The following is a 21,512-nucleotide window of genomic DNA, read 5'->3' on the forward strand; positions in this document are numbered from 1 at the left end:
AAAACTAAATAGTTATTCATAATTCTTTAGATTTTGATGAATTTTATTAATATTTGCTTCCATTTCAATAAGTCGCTCACTCTCTTGTTTTTTTCTATAATCTTCCTCTAAAATTAATATTATAGCATCTTGCATAATTGGAAAATACTCTAAACATTCTTGTTCAGACAATTCGTGTATTCCTTTACTAACAATAGAATATATTTTACGGTTTGATACTAGAATAGATGGTAAATTATCTCTCAGAAGTAAAATTTTTTCATCCATTTTTGAACTCTGATATTTAACTTCATCCCATAAAGACGATGTAATTTGTTCTTTTCGTTTTACTTCAATTAAATTTTCGAAAACCCTTCTTATATAGACAAATGATCCTATACCAATTCCATTAGCAGCTAATCCAATAGCTTTTTTTAATTCACGTATCCATTTTTTTTCTATTAATCTAACATATTTATCTAGCCTAGAAAATTCTAAATCTGCAAGAGATGGAGTTTGTCCAATTTTTACTAAACTATATTCTATATTACTATTTTTCTCTTCTTTAATTATTTCGAAAAAATATGTAAGTGTGAATTCATTTCTTAAGCAAATTAGCTCAAACATATAAATGCCTGGATAATAGGCTGCTGGATCACTGCTAACACTATTGTTTTTATACGGCTTACTAAAATGAACTTTAAATGTTGTATTCTCATTTAATTTTGGATTAAAACCCTCAACTTTATCTTGATAATGAAAAAAATCGACTAATAATTGTGTATTGAAACTATTAAGTATAAGTTTTCGATATAGAGGCTGTTTGAAGTAAATCGCTTCAATTTCTTTTTGACTTTGCATGATATTAGTTTACAAATTAATTTATATTCTCTTAAATTAATAAATATTTTACAATTTATCATTAATGGTTAATAATACTCAAAAATATGATCTTACAACGTAATCTATTAGCGTAACGATAAAACGTAGCCAAATCAAAACCAAACTCTTGCGAACCCCATCCACTTTAGTTGGATATTTATAAACAGAACGCATAAGTATCAACGTAGAAATTGTTTCTTTTGTATAGCCCTTTGGTCTACCTCCAGTCATTCCTTACGCTCTAGCAGATTGCAAAAGTGCATTGGTTATTTCTCTTCTTAATTCTCTTTCATATTCAGCTATAATTTTTTTTGCAATCAACTTTTTCTAAATTTTCAATTGGTAAATCTAAATTTTAGTCTTTAGTTGAAATCAGTCCTTATTCAATTTTCATATGTTGTTACATTAAACTTATACCTTATGAGTTTATGGGACTTTGTTTAATGATACGAAATTTTGAGAAAATAAAGTTAAAAATAAAGTGACCAAATTTGATCACTTATAAGATCTCACAAAACCACCATTAAAAAAATATTTTTTCTGAAACAATACAATAGATTATAAAAAAGATTTATTGCAAATAATCCGACCATTTTAAAAATATAATTTCTAAAGGCAAAAATAAATTATAACCAGTTAATCAGATCACATATTTTTACGGCTTCCCATAAAATAATCTCATATAATTATCTTATTTTAGCTTGATATGACTTTTACTAACCAATCACAAATGAATCAAGAACATTATAAATGGCTCACCTATTGGAAAAAGAATTTAGCAGACTCTCTTAATACGAATATTGAAATTGATGGTGCTCAGCATTTTGAAATTGAAGATTTCAATATTGAAGACAATTCTATTGCAGATCTTCAAAAAGTCAATACACTTATCGACTATGAGGAACGTAGAATCAATGAAAAAAGAGGGATTAAAAATAAAGCCGATGAAGACTGGATCACCATAGATCACATATTTGTTCTTATAGCACCCTTCAAGCTTAAACCAGCATCAGATCATCTTGTTCATCTCAAAGACAAGAAACCCAAATTTCCTTTCTGGTACTCTGCTTATTTAGACAGAAACGGGAAACTTTATATTCCTGATGAAATGTTTCCCTTGTTCCAAAGACAATATCTGGAACCCCTTGCCGATGAACGTACTGAATTTATTTTTGCAAACATTGAAGAAGTAGATTTAGCTACTACCCTTGGAAAAGAAAACTATTCAAAATATCCTGAATATGTAAAATACGTAAAGGATATATTTAAAGAAGTAATTGGTCAGGAGCTATGCAAATACCAATCAGGAGCTTACGAAACTATTTTCAATACCATAGTATTACTCCCACAAGAGGAAATGAATGCTGCAATGGGAATCATAGAGCTGTATGAAAAAATTCTTCACCAAAAGAATCTTCCGGAACTTTTACAATCTTTCATAACCTTAAACAACAATGAGGAAAAATTACCTATTACTGTTCCTGATTTAATAAATACCAATGAGCTGCATCTCGGGCAGATGGGTTTTGATTTTCCTATTTCCATTTCACAAAGAAAAAGTTTAAATACACTTTTAGGATCCAATGAAAAAGTTTTTGCTGTCAATGGTCCCCCAGGTACAGGCAAAACCACTCTATTACAAAGTATTGTTGCCAATAAGATGGTTGAAAGTGCCCTTAGGGGTGAAGATGCACCCATAATTTTAGCATGCTCTACCAACAATCAGGCAGTTACCAATATTATAGACAGTTTCTCAAAATCAAACACAAGAGAAGGAAAATTACAGGGCAGATGGATTCCTGATGTTGACGGATATGCAACCTATCTTCCTTCAACCAGGAAAAAAGAAATCGAATTAAAAGGGATCAACTATAAAAAACTAAATGGTAACGGCCTTTTCAACGACATAGAAAACTTAGAGTTTCTACAGGATGCTAAAGAATATTTTTTAGAAAAAAGTAACGAATACTTTAATTCTACTGCTCTCAGTATATCTTCCGTAGTCCAACAATTACGAACAGAAATTTCAGACATTGAACAAATCCTAAAAGACTCCGGTGATACGTGGAAGGCTTATTTACAATCTGAACATGTTTTTACGTGTAATTACCTTCTAAATAATTCGAAAATTTCCAATTATTATCAGGAAGATTTGCTCAATGAAGATGTACTCAAAAATGATGTTGAGGACCTGGTTAAAACTGAACAAAATATCATTACCTATTTTAACAATGAACCATTCTTTAGAAAGTTCTTTTGCTTTCTGGGAATACAATCTGCACTTAAAAACCGCGCTTCGGAAGTAAAAATAATCCTGAGAGATTCCCAAATTGCAATTCCTGAAAATTTTGTGTTCAAGAAAAATGAAATTCTTGATACCATAGATTCTAAGATAAAGACCGCTAAAAGGATTATTGATTCCATTGAAAAATGGAAACTATGGAAGAATAAAAATTCTATTAAAGGTAACCCTCCACGTTCAGAAGAAAAGTATTGGGAGTGTGAGCACATAAAAATAGAAGAAAAAATAAATGCCAACTGTTTTTATGATGAACTTGATATTTCACTGCGCCATAAAGCATTTCAGTTGGCTTTACATTACTGGGAAGGAAGGTATCTACTACAGCTTGAATCTGATCTTTTTGATCCTAAATTTAATGGAAAAGGAAAAGAACCCATGATTAACAGATGGAAAAGACATGCTATGTTAACCCCATGCTTTGTCAGTACATTCTTCATGGCGCCAAAGTTTTTCAGTTTTTATAAATTTTTAAGAATAAGTGGAGAAGGCAACAAAATACATGATAATCCGCCTCTATTTAATTTTATTGATCATCTCATTGTTGATGAAGCAGGCCAGGTATCTCCTGAAGTAGGTATTGCCACATTTGCTTTAGCTAAACAGGCTGTCGTTGTTGGAGATGTAAAACAGATAGAACCCATTTGGAATGTTACCCATAAAATTGATATAGGTAACCTTAAAAAATGTGAAATTATCAAGGAATATGATGATATTGTTTATGAAAAAGAATTTGACCCTAAAGGTTTTCTTTCTTCTACCGGCAGTATTATGAAAATGGCTCAAAATGCATCAGGATTTAAGGAAGCCAATTTACATGAAAAAGGAGTACTGCTTACTGAACACAGAAGATGTTATGATGAAATCATTAACTACTGCAATGTATTAGCTTATGATGGTAAACTTATTCCCTTAAGGGGAAAAGCAAAAAAAGATTTACTTTTCCCTCCAATGCACTGCATTCATGTTGATGGCCAATCTACAAGAAACCCAAATGGCAGCAGGTTTAATATTGAAGAAGTTAAAACAATTATTAACTGGCTGACAGACAACAAAACAGAAATTGAAAAGAAATATAAGTCAATTGAACATGCTGTCGGTATTATTACTCCATTTACAGGACAAAAAAACAGTTTAAAATCGGCTTTAAAAGATGCAGGGTTTAAAGTTGATGACTTTAAAATAGGAACAGTTCACGCCCTACAAGGTGCAGAGAGACCTATTGTTTTATTCTCAATGGTCTACGGTGACGAAGATAAAGGAACCCTATTTTTCGATAGAGACAACAAACCGAATATGCTCAATGTAGCTGTTTCTAGGGCCAAAGATAATTTCATTGTTTTCGCCAATACCAAGATTCTTAATAAAAATGCTAAAACCCCTTCAGGAGTGTTGTCGAACTATTTAAAGTACCATACTCAAAATTAACCTTCCATGAAAAATTATTACTGTTTAGACCTCAAATTTAAAGATGAAAGAATATCTGATAAAGAGCACCATGCTCATCTTTTTGTCTCAGATAAAGAAATATATATACAAATTATTGAAAATGACATCACCTCAAGAATAGATGCTTATTATTCCAATTCAGAAAATCCTTTAGGTTTATTTGAAGAGAATTTTCACATTATTGACTCTAAAGTTTCATTAATTTTTGATAAAAGTAGAATTTATAAGGTTTTATCATTTCAAACCAATGATCAATATCGATATTTTACAATATGGTTAACCACTATTTGCATTATTAAGGATAATACATATAAAGAAAATATCAACAGTGGTATTGCATTTCTAAATAAAAATGGATTACAAGTTGTTAATGAATTTTATTCTTTTTTCACTAATCATCGTAATAAAAATATATTTTCAATATCAAGGATGGATGGTATGTCCAATTTCTATAAAATTGACAATATGTCTTTCAGGCCAGAACTAGAATATACAAGTAATGAGCATAGAGGGAGTGAAGAATTTACTGTAAAAAAGAAAGGAACAATTAACTTCAAATTTGAAAACATTGACTACGACGAAATTAAGCATCACATTGAAATTATTTGCAATCTATTTTCATTCTTTTTCAATGTTAGAGTTAAAATGGAAAAACTTATTTTCCGTACAGAAAAAGATATATATATATTTCGAGATACAGAGCCAAATAACCAAACGTACGTTTCAGACATGGAAACGGTATCCATTTTTCTCAAAAAAAATAATCGAATTGAAAATTTCTTGAAAAAGAAGTGGTACATTAAATATAGTCAGAATGAAAAGAAAATTTCAAAAGCTATTGATAATATCCTTCATTCAAGGGAAGTTGATTTTTCATCAGCATTTCTGCTTCTATTCAATATTATTGAGATTTTTAATATTAAGCAAGATCAAGAAAAGTTTGCTTTTAATACTGATAAAAAATCTATTTCAGATCAGGTATATAAAAGTCTAAAAAATTATCTGGTAAATAAAAAAGATCAGATGGAATTTGAAAAGAAAATTAGAGGTACTATCGATAAGTTAGAATTTAAGCCATTTAAGAGCCCATTAGAAGAGACTTTACGACTCAATAATGTCGATCCTACAATTTTCGGGTATACTTTTGCAAAGCTAAAGAAAACAAGAGATTCTATTACACATGGGAGCCTTAACTCTATAAAACCAGATCAGCTCCAACTACAAGTTTATTGCCTAAGAAAAATTGCAATATGTATAGTATTATCCCAACTTGGATTTAAAAATGACTTAAATAAAGAATTTCCTGACTAATAAATTTTGATACCTAAATTATAATAAAACATTTAAGAACAGGAAAATTTGCTGAAAGTTTTAAAGTTACTATAATCCCTAAATTTATTTAAGATACTATAATGAATAATATCATTAAGCTTACTCGAACAGAACTCTATGATAAGGTATGGACTACACCTCTAACTAAATTATCTAAAGAATTTAATTTGTCTGATAACGGACTGAGAAAGATCTGTAAAAAATTTGATATTCCTTTGCCACCTATGGGATACTGGCAAAAATTACAGTTTGGCAAGAAAGTAGTAAAAACCCCATTGCCACAACAAGAAAATGAAAAAGAGATCAAAATTCATGTAGATAGAAATAAAAATGACCCTAATCCTATAAATTCACTCAAACAGATTGTTACTGAAAAGATTAAGAGTAATTCTGCATTGATTTTAAAAGTACCTGAACGATTAAGCAAACCTGACGAAATTGTTAGCAAAGTGCAAGCTAACCTTGCGAACAAAAAAATTCGTGATTATGCAAAAATAATAGGAACCATTCATACGGATAGTGGATTACCCAATATCGTTGTTTCACCCAAAAATGTTTCTCGTTCATTAAGAATATTGGATAATCTAATAAAGAATTTCAAAACTTTAGGTTATAGAGTAAGTGTAGATTCTGACGGATTAAAATTCGCAGCATATGAAGATAAAATTACACTATATATTAAAGAAAAAAGTAATATTAAAGATACTACGAATGAAAGAGGATGGAAAAGCAGAGATTTAATAGCAAACGGTAAACTAGCAGTTAAGATCGTACAATACGGGACCACTGAATTTGCAGACACAGATAAATTACTTGTTGAAGATCAAATTGAAAAAATTTTGATAAAAGTGGAAACTGAGTTTCAAAGAATGGCTGAAAACAGAAGAGTTTGGAAAATTGAAAGTGATAAGAGAGAGGAGCTTAGAAAGATTGAGGAAGCAAAACAAAAATTGAAGGATGAAGAGCTTACAAAATTTATTTCTTTTTATAATGATGCCCATCGATGGAAGAAATTTATGATTCTAAAAGAGTATTTTGAATATATGAAATCCAATAGTGCTACAGAAAAAGAATGGATTGACTGGGCTGAAAAAAAACTTGATTGGTACAATCCAGCAAAAAATGCAGAAGACTATTTAATGGAAGGTGTTGATAAAAACTCGTTAGAAACCAAGAAGAAAAATAGGTGGGAATGGTAAAGAATAAATTAATATACAAATCAGAATGTTATAGTAACACTCGATTATAAAGCATTTATTAAAATATTTTCAGTTATATAAATTCATGAAAAAAAATAAAGAATTCAAAGGACTTTGGTATATACCAAGTGATCCGGAAAACAAAATTGGCGGAACATTAATAATTACGCCTGACAAGATAGTATTAGAATTGTTTGGATGTTATAATACAGAATCAGAAAGCATAATAAAAACAATATTGGAAAATAAAGTATCAACTGTAGAAACAATACATGGTGATCTTATTGATAGTAAAAAAATAACCTTATTTAATTGTCGAGAATCATTAGGTATAAATCCTTCGAATTCTGTCCACTTAAGTACTTATGAATGTCGTTATGTCTTAGAAGGTTTACATTTAAATTCTACTAAAGATAATTTCTTTAATCAAATTTCTTTACACACTCCTATTCTTTCACAATGGAAACATCCTGCTATTATTGAACGTTCATTTTACTTTTGTGAAAATAGTAATAAAGTAAAAAAAGTGGAAGTTTCTGCGGATCAAGCTTCCAACTGGAAAAAGAGTTTTGATATTACAGAAGGATATCAATTAACCCTAAGTGGCAATGGTCAATTTAATGGAAATTTTGAACACACAGAATTTACGTTTAACCAAAACACCACTCTATCAATAATATGTAAAGAAAAAAAGACTTTTTCAGATTTATTAGAAAAGGTATTTCTTGTTTGCAAGTTTGTAACATTGGCAACACACACTCCTGTTTTAATAACTGAACTTTTTTTATATAATGATGTTATGAAGCAGGATTCCGATCCTATAAAACTATATTACGTAAGTAAAAAAGAGTCCACAGAAAAAGTTAATTCTTCAAATTTTTTATTTACTTACGATGATATTTCTGATATTTTTCCTGAAGTAATACTAAAATGGTTTAAAGAAAGTGATCGCCTCGCTCCAATTCGAAATCATTTAATCGCGAGTATTCAACAAAAAGGATACTTTTCAAGTCTTGATTTCCTAACTATCATACAATCTTTAGAAGGTTATCATCAGAGATTTATAGGTATTGATAAGATTCTAAAGGAGAGAATAAACGATTTAATACATAATTTCAATACCATAGACCTTATTCGAAACAGCAATATTAAAGTTGACAGAGTAGTAAAAACTAGAAATTATTATTCTCATTTTTACGATCGTAAAGGAGTTGAGCTAGAAGGACAAGAGTTATGGGAGGAAACCAATAAGCTACGAGTTTTACTTACTTGCTGTATACTTTCACTAATAGGTTTTAATAATAGTAAAATAAATGAAATTTTAAATAAAAAAAATTCCATTAAAAGCTTACTTTAATGGAATTTTTAACCTTATTTGTAATAGCTAACATCGAGTAGTAAATTTTTATAAAGCGTTATCAAAGTGTATTATCTATCCACCTAATCCATCAAACTATTCAAACGATCCAAATCTTCCTGATCCAGCCAATGCTTATCTGTAATTGTAACCGTTCTTTTCGACCCATCCATATAAATAATATTTACCGATACTAATTTCAATGTTTCAACAATATCAGTAAGCCAAACATTATCAAAAGACCACGCCCCTGAAGCTAAACTTTCAACCGGACCTATTCCTTTCCTACTCATATTAATACCTACTCTGTCTTTTACAGCATTTTTACCATAAAAATTGAAAGTGATATATTTAATTGTTTTTTTGCTGAAGTTTAATATTTTAAACTCTGCCCCTGTAAAGGAATAATCTTCTGTAGGAAATGCTGAAATGATGGCGATCCCGTTTTTCTCTTTACTGAAAATCCTGTCGTAAACCTCGCTTTTAAGTTTGCGCATATAAACCTCCGAGTATCTTTTTGACCATGAATCAAGACTATCTTTTTCAGCAGCGCTAAGACTATTTATTTTAGCTTTTACATCCGCTAATTGTTTTTGTTCGCCCTTCATTACATAAAAAACATTTTCATTTTCCGAATTATCTTCCATGTAGTATTTCTTTCCATCAAAATAAAAACCTATCATATTTTTTGTACTCGAATACCCTTTACACTCAGTAATATCTGTTACAAAAAGCATATCCTGGGGCTGATATTTTTTATCATAATCTCCTGTTCGATAACAAGATGTACTAAATGAAGGATAGATAAGTGAGCTTTTACTGCGTAAGACAGTCATTGAATCTTTGGTAAACTGACAGGAATAAAGATGTGCAAAAAGATTACACTCAGAAACAATAGTTTTTTCATGATTAAAGTTTCCGCAAATATAACAAAAAAACGACATGAGATTTTACGGGTATCCTCAATTCTCATACAGATAGGTATATTCTAACCTCCCATAAATCCAGCAAAAAACACCACATTTCAAATATTGCATCTATGATCTTCCTTTACATCCCCCTCCCTCTATTCCTACTCTTCCCCTTCTCTGCTTTCTGCTCCCCCATCCACACATTCTTAAAAGAAAACTCAAACTTGCCCACCCTCTTATCAAACCTCAAATATCCCTGATACCTTTTTCCATTCTTATCCACCAGCCCATCCACATACGCCACTTCCCCAGCCTTAAGTTTCTCCATCTGCCATTTCTTAAGCTTCTTCCCTCTAAATACCTCCGGAACCGGTCTAAAATCTTCCACTCCCAATCTTCTTACATTTTTATCCAGCAAAAACTCCACATACCTTTTATCCGCATTATACTGCACCGCAGCATTAAACAATGTTCCTCTGGCAGAAAGCATATTTTCAAGATACAGCGGTTTTCCTTCCCTTAGTATTTTTCTCTGCTGTTCATCCAAGGTCACTCCTTTAATCACCAGTGGAATCCTGACAAACTCAGCCCTGGCCTGAATCACCTCATTAGTCAGCCTATCTCTGCTAATAAGTGAAGGCACCAGCTCTCCTGTAATCCTATGAACCAGGTCTACCACCCTTCCCATATTCCCATTACCCATAAGATTTCTTTTATCTTCTTCTGAAAATAGATGTCCAAAGAACGGTATAGAAAAATCAGGCATCGTTCTTACAGGATGAAATATAAGTTCCACTTCACCAAAATCATTAGCCTTTAAAGAAAGCCTTGCTTCAATACTCCCCTTTACTGTTCCCAAATCAATATGTACCGGAACTAACTTATCTGTTTTATAGCCTTTCAGCATAGATTCCAAAACTCCAAGCTCCTGCAATATCTCTTTATTCAGCCCCAGCTTCTCCATCATCTTCCAGTTCATCTGCTCAGGCTTATATAAATAATTATTAGAAGCGTCCTCTCCTTTACCTTTCATTTCTCCTCCAGCCCTTCTATAAGCCTCTACACTATCAATAGAAATTTCATAGTTTTTCAATTCCCTTCTTCCTGCATGAGAACTGTCATTAATATACTTCTGTAAGTGTAAAGCAGTCTGCCCGGCTTCATATTCCATTACCTTAAAAAACGAAAACTCTCCAGGCTCTTTAAGCTGATGATAAAATCCAGCATAAAACTCCGCAAAAGAATTCTCATTAGAATCAATACTTACAATTTCTGCATTGTTCAGTTCCCTGGGATCTACACTATGCAGTTCACCATCCTCACCCAATCCCTGAACAATCCCAACAGTACCTGTTTCGTGATGTAACACCAGTAAACTATCTGCTTTCTTTTTAATGATATCCGGCTGTTCATTTGTCTCTGTATCCATAATGTTCTTAATTATGCAGATTTCAAATTACCATACCGGACAACTTTCTTCAAACAACAGGAGATAAAAGGCTGTAGTTGGCTTTGAATAGCCTTAGTATCCTTAGTATATACAAAGAACCTCCCAAAGGAGGTCCTTCATAAAATCAGTAGAAACTTGAATAATTCAAGCATACAAATATAAAAAATCCCAGAATCTCTCCCAGGATAAATCTAATAGCAGCCTTTACATTTGCTTTTATCAACATATACTTTATTACCGGATGAATTGGTATAATAACAACCTCCTTTATCCCCCCACATTTAAGGTATAGCTACTATAAAACATCCTGAATTGCAATCACAATAAGCTGATATTATAACGATCATAAAAAAGCCTTCCATGTCAATAGGAAGGCAAAAGTTCAAAATGAATTATACATAAAGTGATGTGGTGTCAAACAGGTTTTCTCTTAAAAACCTGTTTAAACAGTAACAATGCACATGCCATATACATCACTGTTTATGGAAAATAACTTTTTTTAGTATACTTTAACACTCCTGCTTTACCTATCAATTTAATATTATGTCAACAAAAAATTAGTAAATAAATACTCTGTACAAAACCAAGGCGGTTTACATTTCCTTACAGTCACCAGAATAAAATCACTGATTATAGGGAGTGATTAGCAGATTTTAAAAGCTTTACTTTGAAAACAAAAGATCAACTAAAAATACGTCATGGAGAAGGTAATCGAAACATTAATCCAAATGAACAGGTTTGAACAAGAAAAGAGACTTAGCTTAGAAGATATCAGAGTACTAAATGAGAATTTAGGAAAACATATTCCCGACTTTTTTATATCCTATCTCAACAATTTTGGATTTAATGATAATTTATTTGGGGAAGTTTTTAATGAGGAAGATGATTTTGTAGAGCAAAATGAGATGATTCAGGAGTTAGGGTACAGTGATTATATTGCTATAGGTGATGCATACAATGAAAATCTTATTGTTGCACATATTGAAAATCAACAGCTGTTTTTAATAGAAGACGATCATTTGATTGATCTGGAAATGACATTCTCTCAAATGTTAATTCAAACTGTTGAAGCTTTAGATTCTAAAAAAATTGACATCATACAACAGGTGAATTCCGCTTATGAAAGTTTACAACATCATAAAACCACTTTGAGAAATTCTTTTATAGAGAGTTTTAGTCAATTAAATTCAGCTGTCACCAACAATCAGGATAGCTTATATGGTGTAATTATTGCAAAAAACACGACGCATAATCTATACAGTTTATATGCAGGAAGTCTTAGTACTTTCAGATTAGAAATTAACAAGCAAACAGTAGACTACAATAATTTATGGAACCCAGAAAAAATGAATTATCATCAACCTATTTCTATAGATGAAATTCTGAAAAATATTAAAACTGAAATTGATTATAAGGCGCTGGATTTATTGTTTTTGGACTTGTTGCGTGAATTAAAAGAAGAAGGGTATTTTATAGATCAAATGAATCGATTCTCAATTTCAATTCAATCAGATCATGTAAATTTATTTCCTGAAGATTCTTATCAAGAGTCTTTGATGAAGGAAAATAATCTGGAAACAAAAATCAGAAGATTTTGGGAATCACCGTATGATCGTACTCGATTATTAATAGAAACACTGTAGCTTAGCAGATCTTTACTAAACGAAAATCTTTTAATGGAAAGCAATGAATGAGACATTTAAATTTAAAATTTGTTAAGCCGTTAGAATGCATTAATTTTACTAGTTTAATATACATCTTATTTCAGTTCCCATACATCAATTGATTCCAACATCCAAATTGAAAATCATTATCTTTAAACAATGGAAAAGAGAGATCTACTCATCATAAAGTATCTATCAGAAGGTTATAAGATAACAGAAATCAGGGAACAACTCATTATTTACCACTCTATCACCATCAGTAAAAGTTTAATTGAAAAACGATTAAATACAATTTCTAAACAATATCAGGCAAAAACATTATTTCAATTAGCAGTTCTCCTCACTAAAGAAAAAATTATTTAAAAACATTAGCCAATACTAAACCAACAATTAAGGAAATAAATATTGTTTTAGTTTCATAATTGTTGGTTTAATTTTGTTGCGTCTTCTTTTAGTAAACTTTATCAAAGAAGTAAATCAAATACAAGTATCAGTACCTTACCATTAGTACCCCTATAGCTGTTCTGTATAAAGCTCCGACAGGTAAGCCTGCTGCTGTTGCAGCTGCATTATCTGCGTATACGTTACAGCCTTCTATAATAGCAGGTGTTAACTGACTTGCATTTTTAATAATATGCAGTTTAGCTTGTGGTGCAGTAGTGTTGATACCTACATTAATTTCATCTGGACTGTTAGAAGCTCCTAATACCATACTGTTACTGGTTTGTACTTTTGCACGATAACCAATGGCTGTACTGTTGCTAATCGTTGACAAATTAACTTGACTTCCAACAGGGCCGGAGTCATATCCTATAGCTGTATTATTATTACCTGTGGAATAAGCTAAGCTACCTCCTCCCATAGCTGTATTATAAGATCCTGTGGTATTATAGGACAAAGCACCATCTCCAAACCCACTATTGCTATTTCCTGCCGTATTAGAAGCTAAAGTATATTGTCCGAAAGCACTGTTTCTCCATCCTGTGGTATTAACAGCCAGGGTATTATTCCCAAAAGCATTATTATAATGTGCTGTGGTGTTGGATGATAAAGATTTATATCCAAAGGCATTGTTAAATTCCCCTGTAGTATTTGTGGCTAAAGCGTCTCGACCAAAAGCATGGTTTCCAAATCCTGTTGTATTTGCCGATAAAGCTGATTTACCAAAAGCGTTATTATAAACACCTGTTGTATTATTTCGTAACGCTGTGTGTCCGTACGACGCATTTTCATTGGTTATTTGTCCGGCATGTTGATTGTTTATTTTAAAAGTAAGGGGTACGTCATTCAGTGTACCTAGAAAATATGTTGCAGTTGCTGTATTACCTGTATAAAACCATGCATCTGGATTAGATGGTATTAGGCTTGCTGTTGCAACACTTTTTAATACCCCTGTATTATCTACCATTACCACTTTATCTGTAGCTATGTTAGCTCCCTGGGTTGGTAAACTAACCAATTGCGCATTACCATTAACTTGTAGCAGCTCGCCTGTGTAGCGGGTCTCAAAATTATTAAAACCAATACCTACTTTACCATGCCCCAGAACAGTAAAAGCATCTGCCCTTGATACGCTATTACCTTTACCTATATTAAAAAGACGGTTTTTTCCTTCATCTCCAACCAAACTTGTGTATGCATAATTAGTAGAAAACATACCGGCTACAAATTCACTATATCCATTTGCTGTATTTGAAGTACCTGCAGCTACCGAATGAGCATTTAGAGTTTCGTTAAAGCTTCCTCCCAGAACAATAGAATGCGCGCCAATTGCTTTATTATAAATACCACCTATAACACCCGCTCCTTGTGCTTGTGATTCATTAGAAGTTCCACCTATAATAAAATTAGACCTCACAACATTTGAACTATTAGGATTTTTAATGGTCTTATTACCGCTTCCTCCTAAAATTGCAGAAAACTCTGTTTCAGCAATATTATTCGATCCTGATACTAGAGAATGTAAACCTATTGTGGCACTTGCAGAATGACCGGATCCCAAATGAACGGCTCCTCTTACATCCAGGCTAACCCCCGTAGTGGGATATGGGGTACCTATAGCTACATTACCGGTCTGGTATATATTTTCTGAATTTGCTGTTGCCGGATTTGTAGTGCCTTCTACGTTCCATGGCTCTGCTGCTGCCCCATTCGCTAATTTCTGCCAAACTGCTCCATCAAAATAATAGTACCCCCCTGTGGTTATATTTACAGTTTTAGTGGTTGTAGGTACTGCTGCAGCTGTTACATATACTATAGAACCTGTTTGTGCAGCAAGATATAGTCCATCTTTGGCCTTCAACTGGTTACCTGTTAATCTTGGTGCTAATACCCCATCTACTTTAGTAAGATCTGCCGGTGATGCTGCAATATCAAGCGTTGCCTTGGGATCCGGTGTATTAACACCGATCTGACCTAATACTGCCACGGATAATAAAAGAGCAGATAAAATTGTAATATTTTTTTGCATAATTAAATGTTTAAATACTTTAGTTTTAAAGAAATGATTGTTTGAAATTAGCCTGGAAGTAATGTGAATACAGATTACTTTTTCAGTTTCTGTATTTCTTTTTGTAATTCTTTGATTCTCTTATCCTGCATATGAGCACTCATAAGCAAAATAGGCACGAATCGTTTTAATGATATCTGTTTTTTCTTCAGAAACATACGAAAATGGATAAGATAAGCATTAGATAGTCAAAACATTAAAGGCTTTTCTCACTTATTGCAAGGATACTTGAGTAAAATTTTCAAGCTCCAACACTCAACAGTCAGAGATCCTTTATATAAATATTTGATGCAGAGATCATCTTTTAATTTAGAATGGGTATAAAAAGTAGGTTTGGAAACATTGGACTTCATAATTATATGATTATTAAAGCCTTGTTGATTGAATAAGAAACAATCTTTTTTTTAATTCTTTCTTGTGGAAGATTCACTTGGTTAAGTTTTTTGCAAAGATAAATAAAAAAATACAGACTTATCTGATCACTTATATGAGAATTAAATAATTGTTAAATTTTATAGGAATTGATTAAAAAAAAGGATTTATGAAAGTTTTTCTTAGTTGTAATTAATTTACATGACGTTGAACATTAACAGATTCTTTATTGACTTAATTGAATAGTATGATTAAAAGATAAGCCTTCTATAGATAGAAGGCTTATTGTGGTATTTAAAGCATATCTGGGAATTTAATACATGATATGACGGCCATTAATTTTAACAAGTTCTTCCTGCTCCATTTTTTTGACAGTTCGAATAACGGTTTCGACACACAAACCTGTCAAATTAGCAATCTGCTGCCTTGTCAAAGGGACTTCATAACTATACGGTTCCGGCTGATGTGCACATTCTTTAAAGTAATCCATTAAAGACATAATTTTAGTGCTTGGTTCTGATGCTGAATTACCAAAAAGCATTACATACTTATAAAATAATCTGTCAGAAAGATTTCTAAAAATCTGAAACATAAAATCACGATTTTCAGATACCAGTTTAAAAAAATTAGATTTTGAGAGTTTCAATAGCGTACAATCAGTTTTAGCTACTGCATTCATCGGATAGTTCTTTTCACTGAATAGCAGTGATTCTCCAATACTTTGTCCTTCCCTGAGAATATTTAAGGTAAATTCCTTTCCATCCTCATGGTAATTGTTCAATTCGACTGTACCCCTCACAATCTGGAAATAAAAATGTGGCATATCGCCCATTTGAAAGATAATTTCCTTTGCGGGATAATCTTCATAAACAGCTCCATTTTCGAGCAAAAGATTCTCATCGATGATCATACTTTTATTTTTTAGATATGGTTGTACAATGAAAATTCTTAGTAAAAATTGGTAATTTTTGAGTACAAAATTTATACCATCAACTCATTATTAAGGCAAGTTTGGGATCTATCTAGCAGGTACTGCCACGTGGGTAGAAACAAAATAAATATCTGAAAATAAAACTTTTAAATTAATTTAAAGGATAATGAAAGCAACCTTTACATAGAAAAAAAACATTATGTATTATACAGCTTTCGCTATCACAAAACCTAGCACCAAGGCAATAATACCAGCAATAACAATCTTCATATAATCTGTTTTAGTATTATTCACCTCAGCATTCAATCTAAGATTTTCCTGCTGTAAAGATTCCATTCCAGCCTTTAGAGAAGCAGTCTTCTCATTAATAGCTGATTGTATATTTTTTTCATATAAAACAGCAAGCTCCTTTTTGTAACTATCCATTTCCTGCTGTCTCAGTTTTTGTTGCTCAGAAAAGTTCTTTTGCATTTCCTGAAGCTGTTTAGATGACAATTCCTGAAACTTCTGAAATTCCTCCGTTCTTTTTGAAAGCTGTTCTGTCAAAGTCTTTATCTGTTCTCCATGTTTCTCCGAGAGATCTTTCTTTAGCTTCTCTACCTCTTCATTACGAACTTTAAGCTGTTCAGTAAAAGTCTTTACCTGATTTTCTGACTGCTCCTTAAAGGTCTTCTGAGCTTCGGTAAATTCATCATTTTTCTTTTTAAGCTGCTTTTCAAGTGTTAATACCTGTTCTGCAAACTGCTTACCTACATCTTTTTTAACCTCATCAATCAGTAATGCCCGTGAATTTGATTTTTCATGTGAAAGCTTTTCAACAATAGTATGCAGTCCTGCCCCATATTCATGAGGCAAATGAAAACGTTTATCTGCCAGCTTATCCAGTAAAGTTTCATCTACTGTATGTCCAATAGCTGTTACCGTTACGGCTGGTAAACTGATAAAGAGTTTTGATAATGCAATATCATTAAATGCTTCCATACTCTGACGATCTCCTCCTCCTCTTACAAGTGCAATAATATCATAATCTGATTCTGCTACCTCTTCAATTTTAGAAATGATAGAAGTGGATGAAGTTATATTACAGGTATATTCCGAAATTTGAAAATATTTCTGTGATACATCCAGCCCTTCAGCAAAGTCTCTTTGAACAATTGCATTATTACCATAAATATTGGCCATTCTGATGGGCTCTTCCTTTAGAATTTTATTTCTGATTACCGTTTCCAGATCCGTTGATCCTTTTTCCAGTTTGTTCTGTATAAGTTCATACCGTTGTAGTTCCTCTTCTGAGATCATCTTCTCCTCCTGCTGTATAATTTCATCAACAACAAACCTTAACTCCACAGAAGAGTTTTTGATGCTTTTTTCAATATATCCCTTTAAGGTATACACCTCATTATTGACAATTTTCGTTCTCAGCAATGCCGAAATTCTAACACCAATTGAAATATTATCCGATTCCGAAAACAAATTGTCGTAATAGTAGTTACCATACGCCTTACCACCCCCATAAGCATATCTACCTTTTAAGTAAATAAGATTAACCGTTGCATTAATCTTCAATGCATTACTAAACAGTCCCAGTACTGACCCTGGAGAATATATCTGATACGAAGGCTCATTTTCCTGCATGTTTTCTGACTCAAAATTAAATGATGCCAAAGGTATTGCTATTTTAATTATATTCAGATGAATTTTGATAATTCCCTTCCAGCCCTTACTAAAAAAGTTCATTTTCAAGATACCCTTAAAATAAAGGCATTATTTATCATCTCAACTATAAACAGTGAGGCAATAATCTCTGCATCACAACCCATTAAAATTTCACTATAAGCTACAGACCTGGATGAACTATTAGGTAGGATTGCTGTGTTATAGTAGACTAATCACTATATCTTCCTCTGTAGACAGGATTAGTTGCTAAATATATCTTATAAAAAAGATTATCTGTTGAGAATAATTTTACGATTATATACTTTTTCACCTCTGGTTTTAATAAGAATAAAATACATCCCTACAGGCAAATAAGAAGGAATATCAAAAGATTTTGAAATCAGTTTAGTACGGTATACTTCTTTACCTGAGAGATTACTGATGAAAACTTCTGACTTCTCCAAATCCACATTCCCCTCTAAATTGACAGTACCTGTGGTAGGATTAGGAGAAACTTTTACTATTATATCCTCTTTAAAATCAGTTTTGGACGTTACACCCGGGACAGATGATAGACCACTGACGTTCCAGTTATAAGAATCATATAACATCTTTATTTCTTCCCATGTCAGGGCTTTATCATATACGATCAATTCATCAATCTGTGCCCGATCCAAGGTAACAATATTGGAGATATTATTCCCCACCAGATTGATAATAGCCTCAAAAGGATTCAGGTCAAAATAAAAATTAGCTCCTCCATTGACCACTAGTTGACCATTTTTAAATACTTCCATTAATCCATCCTTATTCCTGATGAGATAGTGTTCAAATAAAGACGATGTATTAGGAGCCCAGCCAAACTCTGTATTATCCCCCAGCCCAAAATTGGGATAGGCGGAAGAAATCGCAAGCTTTAGACTATCCGGTAGTACAGCCAGCCTATCCAATATCGGTTCAACTGCTAGTGAAGGAGATTTCTTTCCGGGTTGCTTAGGTGCAATTTTAGCCCAAAATGAAATACTGTGATTAAGGGCAATGTCTCGGGATGTCTTCCCATTTATTTTTTTGATTTCACCTGTAAGACTATATTTGGTTTGATCATCCGTGGTTCCCAACCCCTGCCCGCAGCGCATATTATTTTGGTAAACAGGAGGGAGAGCACTCATCATCCCATGTCCATTTACTGGATCATTGAGACTTCCGTTAAACGAATAGTAATGCAGAGGATCAAAAGGTGGATACGTACAGCCGTGAGGCCTGTGGTAAGCATAATAAATTTTAAGCCCCCCATTAAGATTTAGAAGCCCACTGTTTAAAGTAATCCTTACACGATCAAAAGGTTTAGAAACAAACAGCTCTACAGTTCCTCGTGTCGGATTAGCTATACCAAGTTTAAGAATTTCATTATTAACGATCTGATAATCATTATTTGAAATATTCCCGTTAAATGTTTCTACAGCAACACCGCTCAGTAACTGTACTGATAAACTCCCCTGCCCTGTACCGATCCCTATAATAATCTTTTCCTGTTTGGTTACTGTCGGAAAAATCAAAGTCTGTTCAATTCTGGCAATAGCACCAATGGGAATTGCCATGGAAGAATAATCATCTTCATTATCTCCTAGTGTATTTTGTGCATCCAGAAGAGAACAGGCTACACATAATCCATAAATCTGCGAATTTTGGGAGCTGACGTATACTTTCTGAGCATAAGAAAAAGAATTCAGCAGGAATAATAATGAGAGCAGTATAACTCTTTGGGAAAGAAAATGGTCTGATAGTAAATTTGTTTTCATATAATTTAAGTTTTGGCATTAGTTTTTATCGTCTACAAAACATAATTCGAAGACTGTTAAAGATAATAATAAAACATAATTATATCTTCTGAAGATTCATATGAGAAACGCCACAATACAAATGTCAACCGGCTGTTCACATCTTTAGAAGCTGAATTGCTTTTATTGAAATAAGATTTTCCCTAAATATTAATTATTTTAGAGTATGAACAGAAAAAATTCCTTTTTCTGATAAATGATGTGTTTTTATTTATTTCCTATGGTTTGGGTAAAGTTAATATTGCCTTTTTCATCTTTTTTTCGGCTAATTTCATATAAGTCATGATCATTAAAATAGGGTAATACTTTTTCTTTTATAAACAAAGGTAGTTTCATATATCTTTCCAAATCTTCTGTACGGGTCTGACTTATCGTTTCATACCCTCTATGTTCTTCTAAGTCATTTAATTCATCTATTGTTTCAGCTTCCTGTTTGTAGTTTTCATATTCTTCATCAGTAATAAAAAAGATGGTACTTTGATATCCATAATAAGTTTCCGGATCTGAATAAATTGGGTTTTTAATTTCAGACTCTAATATTTTTACCTGTCCTGACCATTCATTGCAAGGTAAAACAATATAAGACTCCGTAAGAAGTAATGCTTTGTGAATATCTTGAGCAGATTGTATTAATGATAATCAATATAAGGAGGCCAGGATTTACTTAGATTTTCAATCTTTGGTAAAAATAAAATTACTGGAAAATGAAGGCCTAAAGTTAGCTTGAAAATACCGTGCATTTTTTCTTGCCCAAAATCTTCTGCATAGAAGTGCAAATCATCTTGTTCATTTGTACTATCTGAATAATATACGATATAATTAAACTCTTTTTTATAATTTTTCATATTACAAGAAACTTAATATGTTATAAAAAATATTACTATTCATCATCAATTACTGATATTTGGAGCATCATTTATTATCTATTTTCTATTAAGAAACTAATGTTATACCTTTTAATATTATATCTCTGAAATACTTTTTTCAGCTTCTTCTATATTATATGCAATTCTATTATCCTCACTTATTAAATGACTAAAAATATCTCTGTATTTATTAAAAGTATCTTGGTCATAATAAACAAGTACTGGAAACAGCTGACTTGCCTGATAATACCTTTTATTTCTCAAGGCTCTTTGACTTGCCTCTTCTATTTCTTTTAAAAGTGGTCTGCAGTTTTTCTTTAAAAGAAAATCTTTTAGATTAGATTCAAAAAACTGATCCCCATAAATCTTCAAAAAGTACTCAATATATCGGTAGAGTTCTTGTTCCGTCTTTCCATTTAATGTCGAAATATATAAGGCGTTTGTAATTACATCATATACATTGTCTTCATTGTGGAGTCTATGAGGCTCAAAACTTTCTTTTTCATCCCATTTTTCAGAAATGAACCGATCAAGTTGTTTAAATCCTTCTGGTATTGCCCAGGCAAGCAAAATAAGCATAGCCTGATAAGCAATATATTGATCATCATTACAGAGAAGTAATTTTAATTTTTCAACTCTGTCTAAATCTATTTTTCCAAGGAGCTGTACTTCGTTTAAATCATATCCTTCATTTCCTTCTTCATCATAGTGATAAAGGAGTTCGTGCATTTGGTTATTCATCTAATTAGATTTTATAAAAAAATTATTTAGGTTAAATCAATACTGTTACTTGATATTAAACCCTAAAAAAACATTGT

The 21,512-nt window shown here is 32.1% G+C and carries 14 protein-coding genes; 5 read left to right on the top strand and 9 right to left on the bottom strand.

Translation table 11 applies throughout. The annotated features are described in order from the left end of the window. Positions 1-12: 12 nt before the first annotated feature. Entirely contained in the window at positions 13-840 is an 828-nt protein-coding gene (locus tag BOQ64_RS00775; protein ID WP_129056875.1) for a hypothetical protein, read from the bottom strand. A gap of 751 nt (positions 841-1,591) precedes the next feature. Between BOQ64_RS00775 and BOQ64_RS00780 the strand changes: the two genes are divergently transcribed. From BOQ64_RS00780 to BOQ64_RS00795, 4 genes are all read left to right on the top strand, one after another. Continuing rightward, positions 1,592-4,588: a DEAD/DEAH box helicase gene (locus BOQ64_RS00780; RefSeq protein WP_164975722.1), complete on the top strand. Its 2,997-nt coding sequence runs from the start codon at positions 1,592-1,594 to the stop codon at positions 4,586-4,588. 6 nt (positions 4,589-4,594) lie between these two features. After that, positions 4,595-5,920, top strand: a complete 1,326-nt coding sequence (locus BOQ64_RS00785) for a HEPN domain-containing protein (protein ID WP_129056872.1) — start codon at positions 4,595-4,597, stop codon at positions 5,918-5,920. A 101-nt stretch (positions 5,921-6,021) separates the two neighbouring features. After that, a complete protein-coding gene (locus BOQ64_RS00790) occupies positions 6,022-7,140 on the top strand; it encodes a hypothetical protein (protein WP_129056870.1) in 1,119 nt (372 codons plus the stop codon). An 85-nt stretch (positions 7,141-7,225) separates the two neighbouring features. After that, positions 7,226-8,497: a HEPN domain-containing protein gene (locus tag BOQ64_RS00795; protein WP_129056868.1), complete on the top strand. Its 1,272-nt coding sequence runs from the start codon at positions 7,226-7,228 to the stop codon at positions 8,495-8,497. Positions 8,498-8,580: 83 nt separating this feature from the next. On the opposite strand, the gene BOQ64_RS00800 is transcribed toward BOQ64_RS00795, so the two are convergent. Beyond that, entirely contained in the window at positions 8,581-9,234 is a 654-nt protein-coding gene (locus BOQ64_RS00800; RefSeq protein ID WP_129056866.1) for a hypothetical protein, read from the bottom strand. Positions 9,235-9,547: 313 nt separating this feature from the next. Next, entirely contained in the window at positions 9,548-10,837 is a 1,290-nt protein-coding gene (locus BOQ64_RS00805; protein ID WP_129056864.1) for a DUF3945 domain-containing protein, read from the bottom strand. Between the two features lie 719 nt (positions 10,838-11,556). Here BOQ64_RS00805 and BOQ64_RS00810 point away from each other — a divergent pair. After that, entirely contained in the window at positions 11,557-12,501 is a 945-nt protein-coding gene (locus BOQ64_RS00810; RefSeq protein ID WP_129056862.1) for a hypothetical protein, read from the top strand. A 511-nt stretch (positions 12,502-13,012) separates the two neighbouring features. Here BOQ64_RS00810 and BOQ64_RS00815 read toward each other — a convergent pair. The 6 genes from BOQ64_RS00815 to BOQ64_RS00840 form a co-directional block, all read right to left on the bottom strand. Next, complete coding sequence (locus tag BOQ64_RS00815) at positions 13,013-14,992, bottom strand: hypothetical protein (protein WP_129056860.1); 1,980 nt, start codon at positions 14,990-14,992, stop codon at positions 13,013-13,015. Between the two features lie 724 nt (positions 14,993-15,716). Further along, positions 15,717-16,313 carry a Crp/Fnr family transcriptional regulator gene (locus BOQ64_RS00820; RefSeq protein WP_129056858.1) on the bottom strand — a complete coding sequence of 199 codons (597 nt, stop codon included), beginning with the start codon at positions 16,311-16,313 and terminating at the stop codon, positions 15,717-15,719. 225 nt (positions 16,314-16,538) lie between these two features. Then, positions 16,539-17,969 (bottom strand): exodeoxyribonuclease VII large subunit, encoded by a 1,431-nt coding sequence (locus BOQ64_RS00825; RefSeq protein ID WP_228448032.1) that lies wholly within the window; start codon positions 17,967-17,969, stop codon positions 16,539-16,541. A 311-nt stretch (positions 17,970-18,280) separates the two neighbouring features. Then, a complete protein-coding gene (locus BOQ64_RS00830; protein ID WP_129056854.1) occupies positions 18,281-19,789 on the bottom strand; it encodes a T9SS type A sorting domain-containing protein in 1,509 nt (502 codons plus the stop codon). A gap of 668 nt (positions 19,790-20,457) precedes the next feature. Further along, positions 20,458-20,673: a hypothetical protein gene (locus tag BOQ64_RS00835; RefSeq protein ID WP_129056852.1), complete on the bottom strand. Its 216-nt coding sequence runs from the start codon at positions 20,671-20,673 to the stop codon at positions 20,458-20,460. A 117-nt stretch (positions 20,674-20,790) separates the two neighbouring features. Then, the gene (locus BOQ64_RS00840) at positions 20,791-21,435 is read right to left on the bottom strand and encodes a hypothetical protein (protein ID WP_129056850.1); all 645 of its coding nucleotides are present in this window, start codon (positions 21,433-21,435) and stop codon (positions 20,791-20,793) included. Positions 21,436-21,512: the final 77 nt, after the last annotated feature.

It is taken from the genome of Chryseobacterium sp. CH25, assembly GCF_004119455.1.
Lineage (GTDB): Bacteria > Bacteroidota > Bacteroidia > Flavobacteriales > Weeksellaceae > Chryseobacterium.

Bases quoted from the DNA above. Each gene is read 5' to 3' on its own strand.
- BOQ64_RS00790 (WP_129056870.1), top strand. From the start codon at position 6,022: ATGAATAATATCATTAAGCTTACTCGAACAGAACTCTATGATAAGGTA.
- BOQ64_RS00825 (WP_228448032.1), bottom strand. From the start codon at position 17,969: ATGCAGGAAAATGAGCCTTCGTATCAGATATATTCTCCAGGGTCAGTA.
- BOQ64_RS00840 (WP_129056850.1), bottom strand. From the start codon at position 21,435: ATGAATAACCAAATGCACGAACTCCTTTATCACTATGATGAAGAAGGA.
- BOQ64_RS00785 (WP_129056872.1), top strand. From the start codon at position 4,595: ATGAAAAATTATTACTGTTTAGACCTCAAATTTAAAGATGAAAGAATA.
- BOQ64_RS00835 (WP_129056852.1), bottom strand. From the start codon at position 20,673: ATGAAAAATTATAAAAAAGAGTTTAATTATATCGTATATTATTCAGAT.
- BOQ64_RS00780 (WP_164975722.1), top strand. From the start codon at position 1,592: ATGAATCAAGAACATTATAAATGGCTCACCTATTGGAAAAAGAATTTA.
- BOQ64_RS00830 (WP_129056854.1), bottom strand. From the start codon at position 19,789: ATGAAAACAAATTTACTATCAGACCATTTTCTTTCCCAAAGAGTTATA.
- BOQ64_RS00800 (WP_129056866.1), bottom strand. From the start codon at position 9,234: ATGCTTTTTGTAACAGATATTACTGAGTGTAAAGGGTATTCGAGTACA.
- BOQ64_RS00815 (WP_129056860.1), bottom strand. From the start codon at position 14,992: ATGCAAAAAAATATTACAATTTTATCTGCTCTTTTATTATCCGTGGCA.
- BOQ64_RS00820 (WP_129056858.1), bottom strand. From the start codon at position 16,313: ATGATCATCGATGAGAATCTTTTGCTCGAAAATGGAGCTGTTTATGAA.
- BOQ64_RS00775 (WP_129056875.1), bottom strand. From the start codon at position 840: ATGCAAAGTCAAAAAGAAATTGAAGCGATTTACTTCAAACAGCCTCTA.
- BOQ64_RS00810 (WP_129056862.1), top strand. From the start codon at position 11,557: ATGGAGAAGGTAATCGAAACATTAATCCAAATGAACAGGTTTGAACAA.
- BOQ64_RS00795 (WP_129056868.1), top strand. From the start codon at position 7,226: ATGAAAAAAAATAAAGAATTCAAAGGACTTTGGTATATACCAAGTGAT.
- BOQ64_RS00805 (WP_129056864.1), bottom strand. From the start codon at position 10,837: ATGGATACAGAGACAAATGAACAGCCGGATATCATTAAAAAGAAAGCA.